Consider the following 12086-nt stretch of genomic DNA (forward strand, 5'->3'; position numbering starts at 1 on the left):
ACACGAATCCGTCACCGTCTGGGCTGCTCGCTCCCCCGGTGTTCCGTGACGCACGCAGAAGGGATGTGTTGACAAGGTGGTACCCCACCGCTCGCACCTGGCGTCGCTCGCCGGGCTGACCCTGATAGCGGGGCTCGTCGTGGCCACCCCCGCCAGCGCCGATGACGGACCCGAGATCGCCCCCCTCCACCCGGCCCCCAGCGCCGAGAACGGCGAGATGACCCACCAGGCCGACGGCCTGTGGTTCATCGAACTGGAGGGGCCGCCCGAGGCCGAGGGCAACACCGAGGACGCGGTCGACCAGGAACAGCGCGCCTTCCGCGCCGACGCCGAGGAACACGGCCTCCAGTACGAGGAACGGCACGCCTTCGGCGAACTGTGGAACGGCTTCTCGGTCGAGATGGACGACGCCCAGGTGGGCGCCGCCCGTGAGATCCCCGGCGTCAACGCCATCTACCCGGTCATGCGCTACGAGGCCCCCGAACCGGACCAGTCCCAGCCCGACCTGGAAACCGCTCTCAGCATGACCGGAGCCGACGTCGGGCAGAACGAACTCGGACTGACCGGCGAGGGCCTGCGGGTCGCCGTGATGGACACCGGCATCGACTACACCCACCCCGACCTCGGCGGACCGGGGGGCTTCCCCAACGACCGCGTGGTCGCCGGATACGACTTCGTCGGCGACGACTTCGACGCCCGCTTCCCCACCAGCATCACCCCCGTCCCGGACGAGGACCCCCAGGACTGCAACGGGCACGGCACACACGTCGCCGGGATCGTCGGCGCGTCCGGCCAGGTCACCGGCGTGGCGCCCGAGGCCGACCTGGGCGCCTACAAGGTGTTCGGCTGCGCCGGTTCGACCACCGCCGACATCATGATCGCCGCCATGGAGCGCGCCCTGGCCGACGACATGGACGTGCTCAACATGAGCATCGGGTCCTCCCACACCTGGCCCGGGTACCCGACCGCGGTCGCCTCCGACAACCTGGTCGACGAGGGCATGGTGGTCGTCGCGTCCATCGGCAACGAGGGCGACACCGGCCTGTACTCGGCCGGCGCCCCCGGGCTCGGCGAGAACGTGATCGGCGTGGCCTCCTACGACAACACCCACATCAGAGCGGCGTCCGTCATCGCCAGCCCCGGCGGCGAGGAACTGCCGTTCATGCCGATGGCCGACGCCGCTGCGCCGCCCACCGAGGGTGAGACCGACGAACTCGTCTACATCGGCCAGGCCTGCTCGTCCCTGGGCGACGAACTCGAAGGCGACCCCGAGGGCCGCACGGCGCTGATCGTGCGCGGCAGCTGCACGTTCGCCGAGAAGTACGACACCGCGCTCGACGCGGGCGCGACCGGCGTCGTCATCCACAACAACGTTCCCGGCATGTTCGCCGGCGGCGGGGTCACCGACCGGGGCGCGTTCTCCATCGGCGTCTCCGACGAGGCGGGCGCCCACCTGAGGGAGCTCCTGGAGGGCTCGGAGCCGGTCACCCTGACCTGGACCGAGGAGACCGTGCGCACCCCGAACCCGACCGGCGGTCTGATCAGCTCGTTCAGCTCCTACGGCATGTCCCCCGACCTCGACCTCAAGCCCGACATCGGCGCCCCCGGCGGTCTGATCAACTCCACCTACCCCATGGCCCTGGGCGGATACGCCACCATCAGCGGCACGTCCATGTCCTCGCCGCACGTGGCCGGCTCCGTGGCACTGCTCCTCCAGGCCCGTCCCGAGTTGGCTGCGGGCGACGTGCGCACCGTCCTCCAGAACAACGCCGATCCCCAGGCCTGGTGGGGCGACCCGAGCCTCGGCCTCCTCGACAACGTGCACCGCCAGGGCGCGGGCATGGTGGACATCCCGGGCGCGGTGCTGGCCACCACGAGCGTGTCCCCGGGCAAGCTGGCTCCGGGCGAGACGCGGGAGGCCGTGACCGAGACCGTCACCATCACCAACGACGGCGCCGCCGAGGCCACCTACGACCTCGGCCACGAGGCCGCGCTCGGCACCCACGGGAACACCTTCACGCCGTCGTTCAACGACGCCTTCGCGGAGGTGTCCTTCAGCGCGGACTCGGTGACCGTGGACGCGGGCGGGTCGGTCGACGTCGAGGTGACCATCACCCCGCCCGCCACCGAGCTCTCCCAGCCCGTGTACGGCGGGTACCTCACCGTCACCGAGGTCGACGGCGCGACCCTCCGCGTCCCGTACGCGGCCTACGCGGGCGACTACCAGGAGATCCAGGCGATGACCCCGATCATCGACGGGAACGGCGACGTCCATGAGCTGCCCTGGCTGACGCGGATCACCGAGTGCGAGGTGTTCTTCGGACTGGACTGCGCGGCGGAGGACGGAGGGACCTTCGTCAACCAGCCGGACGGAGCGTCCTACACCATGTCGTGGGTCGACGGCCTGCCCGACTACCCCTACGTCATCGCGCACTTCGACCACCACGTCTCCCAGCTGGAGATGAGGGTGATCAACGAGCGCACGGGCCGTCCGGTGCACCCGACCCGCAACGTCGCCGTCGACGTGGCCAACGTCGGGCGCAGCGCGACGTCGACGTCGTTCTTCTCCTACGCGTGGGACGGGACGGTCAGCGACGCGAGCCGGATCCGCGAGGTCCGGGACGGCGAGTACCGTCTGGAGGTCCGCGCGCTCAGGGCGCTGGGCGACGCGGACGACCCCGACCACTGGGAGACCTGGACGTCTCCGGTGATCACCATCGACCGGAAATAGCCGTGTTCGTCGTGGTCCGCTCGTCCCGCCCGCTGGCCGCTCCGCGGTCCGGCGGGCCCCAGGGACGCCTGCGGCGCGGCGCCCACTCCGTTCGGTCGCTCCAAGGCCGGGGGTCGCGCATCCTCGGCCACGCCTGACGCTCGTTCCTCGCCAGCGGCCCGCCTCGTCGTGCGGCGCACGGACCGGCGGGCCCCTCGGGGTGACCGTTGCGCGAACGGGCCCGAGGACTCTCCGGCACCGTCCTTCGGGACGCGCCGGAGAGGGTCCGGGGCGGGCGTCAGGCGGGGCGGTCGAGCCTCTGGCTGATCACCTGGGAGATGCCGTCTCCCTGCATCGTGACGCCGTAGAGGGCGTCGGCCGCCTCCATCGTGCGTTTTTGGTGGGTGATCACGATGAGCTGGGACGACGAGCGCAGCTCCTCGAAGATCACCAGCAGGCGCTGGAGGTTGGTGTCGTCCAGGGCCGCCTCGACCTCGTCCATGACGTAGAACGGCGACGGGCGCGCCTTGAAGATCGCGGCCAGGAAAGCCACCGCCGTCAGCGACCGCTCGCCGCCGGACAGCAGCGAGAGCCGCTTGACCTTCTTCCCCGGGGGGCGCGCCTCGACCTCGATCCCGGTGGCCAGCATGTCGTCCGGGTCGGTGAGCAGGAGCCGGCCCTCACCACCCGGGAACAGGCGGCCGAAGATCGCGGCGAACTCGCGCTCCACGTCCAGGTAGGCGGAGGAGAACACCTCCTGCACCCGGGCGTCCACCTCCTGCACGATCTCCAGCAGGTCCCGGCGGGTCTTCTTCAGGTCCTCCAACTGGGCGTTGAGGAAGGCGTGCCGCTCCTCCAGCGCCGCGAACTCCTCCAGCGCGAGGGGGTTGATCCTGCCGAGCTGGTTGAGCTGGCGCTCCGCGCTCCGGGCCCGCTTGGCCTGCGCCTCGCGCTCGTACGGCACGGGCTCGGCTTCCTCCCCCGCGTCGACGGTCGGCGGCACCGGGACCCCGGGGCCGTACTCGGCGACCAGGGTGGGCACGTCCACGCCCATCTCCTCGACCGCCCTGGTCTCCAGTTGCTCCAGCCGCATGCGCCGCTCGGCCCGTGCCACCTCGCCGCTGTGCGCCGAACTGGTGAGCTTCTCCAACTCGACCGACAGGTCCCGAACACGCGACCGCACCGTCCGCAGTTCCGCGTCGCGGGCCTCCTTCCGCGCCTCGGCCGCGGTCCGCTCACTGTCGGCGGCGGCCACAGACACCCGGATCCGTTCCAGGGCCAGTCTGGCGCTCTCGGCGACGGCGTCGGCGATGGTGGCCTGGGCGGTGCGGGTGCGTCGGCGCTCGGCGGCGCGCTCGACGGCCCGGCGCTCCTCGGCGGCCTGGGCGAGCAGCGCCTCGGCCCGGCCGGCGACGGAACGCGCGCGCTCCTCGGCGGTGCGCACCGCCAGGCGGCGTTCCATCTCAGCGGCGCGGGCGCGCGAGGCCCGCGCGGTGAGGGCGTCGCGCGTCTCGGGGTCGGGAGCGTCCTCCTCGATGGAGAGGGCTATCTCCTCGGCCTCGGCCAGCTCCTCCTCCAGCCGAGCCAGCCTCCCCGCGTCCTCGCCCCGGGCAGCGGCCGCCTTGGCCGCCGAGGCGGCGTAGCGCTCGGACTCGGCCTCGGCCGACCGGGCCTGACCGGCGAGCTTGCCCAGGCGCTGGGCGGACTCGTTGCGCTTGCGGTCGCTCTGGCGGCGGCGTGCGGCCAGCTCGTCGGCGGCCTCGGCCAACTCCGCGCGTGCGCGCTTCCTGGCCTCCAGATCCGCGGCGGCCCGCTTGGCGGTCTCGGTGGCATCCTCCAGGAGCTCGGCCGCCTCGTCCACGGCGGCCTGGACCTCCAGGAGGCTGGGGGCGGCGGCCGAGCCGCCGTAGACCATCTCCGCGGCGAAGACGTCGCCGTCGGGGGTGACCGCGCGCACGCCGGGCAGGGCGGCGACCAGGTCCTGGGCGTGCGCGGCGTCGGTGGCCAGGGCGGTGCGGTTGAGCAGGGCCGTGACGGACCCGCGCAGGCTGTCGGGGACGACCACCGCGTCGACGGCGTAGCGCGCGCCGTCGGGCAGGGCGGGCCAGTCCCCGCGCGGCGTGCTCGGGACCGCGCCCGCGATCACGATGCCCGCGCGGCCCGCGTCCCGGTCCCGGAGCAGCCGGACGGCGGTGGCGGCGATCTCCGGGGACGCCACGGCCACGCGCCCGCGGCCCGGCCGAAGGCTGCGGCGACGGCGGTCCCGTGGCCGGGGTCGACCTGGACGAGCGCCGCCAGACTACCGAGCAGCCCGTCCGGAGCGGCCTCCAGCAGGGTGCCCGCACCGTCCTTGTGCGCGAGGCCGAGTTCGAGCGCCTCCTTGCGGGCGGCCAGCGCGGACCGCTCCCGCTCGGCGGTGCGCTCGGCGTCGCGGAGTTCGTTGAGCTCAGCCTCGGCCGCCGACAACAGCCGCGCGGCCCGTTCCTGGGCGGTGTCGAGCTCGGCGTCGCCCTCGTCCAGCCCGGCGGACTCCTGCGCGGCCATCTCGTACTCGGCCTGGGCCTCGGCCGCGCGTTCGGCGGCCTGGCGGGCGGCCTCCGCCAACCGGGCGATCTCAGCCTCGCCCTCGCCCAACCGGCCGCGCAGGCTCTCCACCCGCGCGCTCAGGCGCACGATGCCCTCGCGGCGCTCGGCGGAGGCGCGGGTCGCGGCCTCCAGCCGCTTCTCCTCCCGGTGCAGGCGTCCTCGGCGCAGGTGCGCTCCTCGACCGCGGCCTCCAAGGATTCCCGTGCCTCCTCCAGGCGGGTGATCAGCTCCTCCTCCTGGGCCGCGGCCTCCTCTGCCTCCGTCTCCAGTTCCTCGGGGTCACGGCGGCTCACGGGCTCGTCGGTGACGGCGACCAGGTTGCGGTGGCGCTCACTGGCGAGCCCGCGGACGGCGTCGAGGCGTTCGGCCAGGCGGGAGAGCGCGTGGTAGGTCTCCGACGCTCGCGCCAGGACCGGGGCGGCCTCGGCGGACTGGACCTCCAGGGCGGTCTCGCGCTGCTGCGCCTGGGTGAGCGCGGCCTCGGCGGCGGTCCGTCGTTCGAGGACCTCCTTCTCGTCAGCCTCCTCCTTGGCCAGCCGGTCGGTGAGGGTGACGATGTCGTCGGCGAGGAGGCGGAGCCGGGCGTCGCGCAGGTCGGCCTGGATGACGGCGGCGCGCCGGGCGAGTTCGGCCTGGCGGCCCAGGGGCTTGAGCTGGCGGCGCAGCTCCGCGGTGAGGTCGGTGACGCGGTCCAGGTTGCCCTGCATCGCGTTGAGCTTGCGGATCGCCTTCTCTTTGCGCTTGCGGTGCTTGAGGATGCCCGCGGCCTCCTCGATGAGCGCGCGGCGTTCCTCCGGGCCGGCGTGCAGGACGGTGTCGAGCTGTCCCTGGCCGACGATGACGTGCATCTCGCGGCCGATGCCGGAGTCGCTGAGCAGGTCCTGGATGTCGAGGAGGCGGCAGGTGTCGCCGTTGATCGCGTACTCGGAGCCGCCGTTGCGGAACATCGTCCGGCGGATGGTGACCTCGGTGTAGTCGATCGGCAGGGCGCCGTCCGAGTTGTCGATGGTGAGGCTGACCTCAGCGCGTCCGAGCGCCTGCCGGGTGGAGGTGCCCGCGAAGATCACGTCCTCCATCTTGCCGCCGCGCAGGGACTTGGCGCCCTGCTCGCCCATCACCCAGGACAGGGCGTCGACGACGTTGGACTTCCCGGATCCGTTGGGGCCCACCACGCAGGTGATCCCGGGTTCGAAACGCAGGGTGGTGGCCGACGCGAACGACTTGAAGCCGCGCAGCGTCAGGTTCTTCAGGTACACCCGCACCTCCCACACCGGGCACCGGGCCCGCGCGGGCCGCCTCGACGATGGCGCGAACGCCCTCGTGGGACACCTCGCGCAGCATCATCCAAGGGTGCCACGAAGCAGGGGGTGGCGGGCGCGGTTCGCGCCGACGGGCCCGATGAGGTGGGCCACGGTCGGATCCTGGGGGGAGTTCCGGCGAACACGGAGGGTTGCGTGGGTGTCCGCCGGGTAGGTAAACAATGCCGCAAGGAAAAGGAAAGGAAGTCTGCGGCCGAGGGTTGGGGAATCGAGGCGCTGGGGCGACCGGACCGCGGGGCGGCTGACGGAACTACCGTCAGGGACGCCTTGGGTGCTGCGTACGGCGTCCCGTCCGTGGTTCACGTGTCGCGCGGTCGACCGGGCGTGCGCCCGGTGGGTCGACGGCGCTGGTCAGGCGAGCGCGGGCTCGCGATCCGTCGCGCTGACGGCGACGTCGGTGACGGCCATGCTGAGCTGGTCGTTACGTGCCTGGAGGCGGCTGATCTCGGCCTCAAGGTCACGTACTCGATTCTGAAGCCGTCGCATCTCCTGGACCATACGAGGGTCGGAGCCGCCGACGTGGCCAAACAGAGCCTTCGCCATGATGTGGGTCCTCCACACTGAGTGACCAGTGGAAACGCGCACACGACATCCCGGAGGTCGTCGACTGTGGAGCCGATGCCACGGGTGGAAGATTGCGCGATGTGCCTTCCAGAGTCTCACTCCGCGCGCCGCTGGTCAAGATTGGATTACAACAGTCCGTAACGACCACACGCCGGGCCGGAACGACCTGGGCACGTGAGGTCACACGATGCGGTCGCGCCCACCCCGAGCCACACGCCACGAAAGCACGTGCGGAGTGGGACCGCTCCCGTCACGGTGCCCCGTGAGGTCACCGCGACCGCGGACCGAATCGCGTTACGCCACAAGCATACTCACCGCTCGATGAATCCGGTGAACGTCCCCCCAGGCGATGACCAACGTTCCACCACGAAGTCCACATGACCGGGCGTGCGGCCACTCCTCAGCTGTTCCAGAAGCCGAGCGCAGTCGCCGCGCGGTCCCTCCGCGACCACCTCGACCCGTCCGTCGGCGAGGTTGGTGGCCGCCCCGCTCAGCCCGAGTTCGAGCGCCCGAGACCGTGTCCACCAGCGAAAACCCACGCCCTGGACCCGGCCGCGCACCCACACGGTCAGCCGCACCGGCTCCTCACGGTCCTCCACGGGCCGCACCTTCCCTTACCTCACGGCGACAGTTTCCTCACCGACACGCCCGAACTACCTGTTCCAGATGTCGCCCGATCACGGGGGAAACGAAGCGGAGGCCCACCGCGAGCGCAGCCTATCGGCGGGCCCTCGGCGCCGGCTGGCAGTGCGGGCAACTGAACGACGAGCGGTTCATGAACGCCTCCCGGACGATCGGCGCTCCGCAGCGGACGCAGGGCCGGTCCTGGCGCCCGTAGGCGTTCAGACCGCGCTCGAAGTACCCGCTCCGCCCGTTGACGTCGACGTACAGCCCGTCGAAGGTCGTGCCGCCCACCGCGAGCGCCTCGTTCATGACGTCGTGCACGTGCCCCAGGAGTTCGGTCGCCTGGAGGAGGGACAGGTCCCGGGTGGAGCGGGCCCAGTGCAGACGGGCCCGCCACAGGGCCTCGTCCGCGTAGATGTTGCCCACGCCGCTGACGAGGGACTGGTCGAGCAGCGCACGCTTGACCTCGGTCCGCCGCGCGCGCAGGGCACGGACGAAGGACTCCGGGGCGAAGTCGGGATCCATGGGGTCCAGGGCGATGTGGTCGACCGAGGAGGGGACGCCCTCCCGCTCGCCCGGGGCGTCCACCAGCAGGTGGCCGAAGGTGCGCTGGTCGACGAAGCGCAGTTCCCGGCCGTCCGAGAGCGGCAGCCGCACCCGCAGGTGCTTCTCGTCCGGCTTCCCGGCTGGCTGGACGAGCATCTGTCCGCTCATGCCCAGATGGGACAGCAGCATCTCGCCGCTGTCCAGGGTCAGCCACAGGTACTTGCCGCGGCGGTGGGCGGCCGTGGGGACCCGCCCCTCCAGACGTGCGGCGAAGTCCGCCGCGCCGGGGACGTGGCGGCGCACCGACCTCGGGTGCAGGACCTCGACGGCGCCGACCGTCCAACCCAGCGCGTGCGTGGCCAGGCCGCGGCGCACGACCTCGACCTCGGGGAGTTCGGGCACGTCAGCTCCGGTTCTGGCCGTTGCAGGAGGACTGGGCGGCGTCCGCCCGCGCGCGGATCGCCTTCCACGCGGACTCGGCGGCCTGCTGCTCGGCCTCCTTCTTGCTGCGGCCCTCGCCGAGACCGTAGCTCTCGCCCGCCACGCGCACGGTGGCGCGGAAGGTCTTCTGGTGGTCGGGGCCGCTCTCGTCGACGTGGTACTCGGGAACACCGAGCATCTCGGCCGCGGTCAGCTCCTGCAGGGACGTCTTCCAGTCCAGCCCGGCGCCCAACCCCGAGGCCGTCGCGATGAGCGGGTCGAAGAGGCGGTGCACGAACTCGGAGGCCACGTCCAGTCCCCGGTCGAGGTACACGGCGCCGATGATCGCCTCAAGGGTGTCGGCGAGAATCGAGGACTTGTCGCGGCCTCCGGTGCCCTCCTCGCCCCGGCCGAGGCGGATATAGGCGCCGATGCCGAGGCCGCGGGCCACGTCCGCGAGGGCGCGCATATTGACGACGGCGGCGCGGAGCTTGGCCAGCTGCCCCTCGGGCAGGTCGGGGTGCTTGCGGAAGAGGGTGTCGGTCACCACCAGGCCGAGCACGGAGTCGCCGAGGAACTCCAGGCGCTCGTTCGTGGGCAGCCCGCCCTTCTCATAGGCGTAGGACCGGTGGGTGAGGGCCCGGAGCAGAATCCTGGGATCGACCTCGACGCCGATCGCCTTGTGGAACGCCCTGGCCTCGGAGACGGAGAGTTGGCTTGCCACGCGAGTTCACTTCCCTTTTCTGACGCGCCGCGCAGAGGGCGTGCCCTGCGGTCGGGTGTGGATCCCCGGCTCGCTGAGGTGCTCGAACACGAGGTGATCGTCGCGGGAGCGGCGCTCCCCCGGCGGCCACCACGAACTCGGGAACCCGGGAGAGCCCGGATCACGGCTGGGTGCTTGTGCGGTTCTGGTTGTCTACTGCCCACGTCGGCACGGGTCACTCACCCTACGGACTTCCTCCGACAGCACTTCGGGGCGGACCCGGTGTGCGGGTCCGCCCCGAGGCGAATCGTCGGGTAGGGGACCCGAGGCCTGACACGCGTGCGTTACGCCGGGTTGGTGACCTGGCGGTTGTTGTAGGTGCCGCACGTCGGGCACGCGATGTGGGGCTGCTTCGGGTCACGGCAGCGCGGGCAGTTGACCAGCACCGGGCGCGACGCCTTCCACTGGGAACGGCGGGTCCGGGTGTTGCTCCGCGACATCTTCCGCTTCGGGACGGCCACTTCAATCCTCCTGGGTCACCCCCGCGGTCGCGGGAGGTCGCTTATCTGGTCACCCCGCGCGCTGCGGCGGGGAGGGTGTGTCCCGTCACACGGGCGCCCGTAGGACGCCCCGTGACCGGTTCACGAACTCATCGTTCTCCGGGATCCTCCGCGATGGCGCGGAGAGCCTCCCAGCGTGGGTCGACGGCGTCGCCGTGACCGTGGTCGGGACCGACCTCGGCGAGCCGGACGCCGCACTCCGCGCACAAACCGGGGCAGTCCGGTTCGCACAGCGGCGAGAGCGGGAGGGCGAGCACGACGGCGTCCCTGACCACGGGTCCGAGATCGAGCAGGTCGCCCTCTAGATAGTAGTCCTCATCCTCGTCGGACGCGTCCTCGTCGGCCGCCGCCGACTCGTCGTCGCAATAGCGGTACAGCTCCTGGAAACCCGCCTCGATCTCGTCGGAGAGCGGGTCGAGGCAGCGCGAGCACTCCGCCGTGAGCTGTCCTTTGACGGTGCCGGTGACGAGAACGCCCTCCATCACCGCCTCCAGCCGGAGATCGAACTCGACCTCGCTGCCCTCGGGCACGCTCGCCAGCGCCCCGGAGAAGGCCTCCGGCACGGTCACGATGCGGTTGACGGTTCGCATCGACCCCGGCTGGCGGCCCAGCTGACGGGTGTCGACCACGAACGGGTCACGAGGTTCAGGACGAGACAGGGTAATCGCGCTTTCACGAGAGGTTCGAAAGACACCGGGCACGCGGGATGCCGTTCCGGCGCGACCGGCCCGCGCGCACGCCAAGTACGGCGACGCTCAGGGTCGAACCAAGATTCTACCTATCATGGGCCCGACCACCCAAATCAGCCGCCGGAGCCCGCCCCAGGGCGGATGTCGGCGGACGGCCGGTCAGCCGCGGGAGCGCTCCTCGTACTTGTCCCGGAGTCGCTCCTGGACGTACGGCGTCACCAGGCTGGACACGTCCCCGCCGTGCTGGGCGATCTCGCGCACCAGGCTGGACGACAGGAACGAGTACTGCGGGTTGGCGGTCATGAACACGGTCTCCACTCCGGAGAGCTGGAAGTTCATCTGCGCGATCTGGAGTTCGTAGTCGAAGTCGCTGACCGAGCGGAGGCTGCGCACGATCGTCTCGACGCCGTTGGCCCGGCAGAAGTCGACGAGCAGCCCGTCGAAGTCGGTGACGCGGACGTTCTCCAGGTCGGCGGTGCTCTCCCTGAGCATGTCCAGCTTCTCCGGGACGGTGAACAGCCCGCGCTTGTTGACGTTGTTGAGCACGGCCGCGACGACCTCGTCGTACTGCTTGGCAGCTCGTCCGATGATGTCGATGTGTCCGAAGGTCACCGGGTCGAAGGAACCCGGGCAGACGACTCGGCGCACGGTGATCGCCCCTCTCAGGAGTTACTCTCGAGTACCGCGATCGTAGGGGTCGCCTCCGGCGCCGATCGGGGCGACACCCGCATAACGGAGTTCTACCGCGGCCGGTCCGGCCCCCGGGGAGGCGCGCCGCGCGGTCTCATCAGGCCGGGGGCCGTGCGTACCAGAGCACCGCCTCCCCGTACCCGCGCCTGCGCTCCCGTACCAGCCCCTCCGGCCAGGCGGGTTCGGCGCCGCGTTTGGAGCGCTCGACCACCACGAGCGCGTCCTCGGCCAGCCATGCGTTCCGCACGAGGCCGCTGAGCATCGCGGCCACCTCCTCGTCGCCGACCGCGTACGGGGGGTCGGCCACGACCAGGTCGTAGGGCTCGCCCGGGCTCGGGGCGGCGACCACCCGTTCCACCCGGTCGGCCACCAGGCGGGCGCCGGGCAGGCCCAACGCGCCGATGTTGTCCCGTACGACCCGCGCCGCCTTCCGGTCGGCCTCCACGAGCAGCGCGTGCGCGGCGCCGCGGGACAGCGCCTCCAAGCCGATGGCCCCCGACCCCGCGTACAGGTCCATGACCCGCAGCCCCTCCAGGGAGCCGAGGTCGGACTGGACGGAGGAGAACAGGGCCTCGCGCGCCCGGTCGCTGGTGGGTCGGGTGGTGCGGCCGTCGGGCGCGGCGATCCGCCGTCCGCCCGCCGCTCCGGCGATGATGCGCGTCATACCCTCCACGT

The 12086-nt window shown here is 71.7% G+C and carries 9 protein-coding genes and 1 pseudogene; 1 reads left to right on the top strand and 9 read right to left on the bottom strand.

From position 1 onward, the window contains the following. The first annotated feature begins 76 nt into the window (after nt 1-76). Nucleotides 77-2731, top strand: coding sequence for a S8 family serine peptidase (locus BJF83_RS17410; protein WP_075927121.1), 2655 nt, complete (start codon nt 77-79; stop codon nt 2729-2731). 277 nt (nt 2732-3008) lie between these two features. Here BJF83_RS17410 and smc read toward each other — a convergent pair. The 9 genes and pseudogenes from smc to rsmD form a co-directional block, all read right to left on the bottom strand. After that, nucleotides 3009-6552 (bottom strand): annotated as a pseudogene (gene smc, locus BJF83_RS17415) (chromosome segregation protein SMC). A gap of 414 nt (nt 6553-6966) precedes the next feature. Then, entirely contained in the window at nt 6967-7158 is a 192-nt protein-coding gene (locus tag BJF83_RS17425) for a hypothetical protein (protein WP_075927123.1), read from the bottom strand. A gap of 332 nt (nt 7159-7490) precedes the next feature. Next, nucleotides 7491-7778 (bottom strand): acylphosphatase, encoded by a 288-nt coding sequence (locus tag BJF83_RS17430; protein WP_075927124.1) that lies wholly within the window; start codon nt 7776-7778, stop codon nt 7491-7493. Nucleotides 7779-7896: 118 nt separating this feature from the next. Beyond that, entirely contained in the window at nt 7897-8751 is an 855-nt protein-coding gene (gene mutM / locus BJF83_RS17435) for a bifunctional DNA-formamidopyrimidine glycosylase/DNA-(apurinic or apyrimidinic site) lyase (protein WP_075927125.1), read from the bottom strand. Nucleotide 8752: 1 nt separating this feature from the next. Beyond that, nucleotides 8753-9493, bottom strand: a complete 741-nt coding sequence (gene rnc / locus BJF83_RS17440; protein WP_075927126.1) for a ribonuclease III — start codon at nt 9491-9493, stop codon at nt 8753-8755. A gap of 323 nt (nt 9494-9816) precedes the next feature. After that, complete coding sequence (gene rpmF, locus BJF83_RS17445; RefSeq protein WP_013151268.1) at nt 9817-9993, bottom strand: 50S ribosomal protein L32; 177 nt, start codon at nt 9991-9993, stop codon at nt 9817-9819. 128 nt (nt 9994-10121) lie between these two features. Beyond that, nucleotides 10122-10661, bottom strand: coding sequence for a DUF177 domain-containing protein (locus tag BJF83_RS17450; RefSeq protein WP_075927127.1), 540 nt, complete (start codon nt 10659-10661; stop codon nt 10122-10124). Nucleotides 10662-10880: 219 nt separating this feature from the next. Further along, nucleotides 10881-11369 carry a pantetheine-phosphate adenylyltransferase gene (gene coaD / locus BJF83_RS17455; RefSeq protein ID WP_075927128.1) on the bottom strand — a complete coding sequence of 163 codons (489 nt, stop codon included), beginning with the start codon at nt 11367-11369 and terminating at the stop codon, nt 10881-10883. Between the two features lie 139 nt (nt 11370-11508). Further along, nucleotides 11509-12084, bottom strand: a complete 576-nt coding sequence (gene rsmD / locus BJF83_RS17460; RefSeq protein WP_262391639.1) for a 16S rRNA (guanine(966)-N(2))-methyltransferase RsmD — start codon at nt 12082-12084, stop codon at nt 11509-11511. Nucleotides 12085-12086 lie beyond the last annotated feature (2 nt).

Source organism: Nocardiopsis sp. CNR-923 (genome assembly GCF_001942255.1).
Lineage (GTDB): Bacteria > Actinomycetota > Actinomycetes > Streptosporangiales > Streptosporangiaceae > Nocardiopsis.

Bases quoted from the DNA above. Each gene is read 5' to 3' on its own strand.
- BJF83_RS17425 (WP_075927123.1), bottom strand. From the start codon at position 7,158: ATGGCGAAGGCTCTGTTTGGCCACGTCGGCGGCTCCGACCCTCGTATG.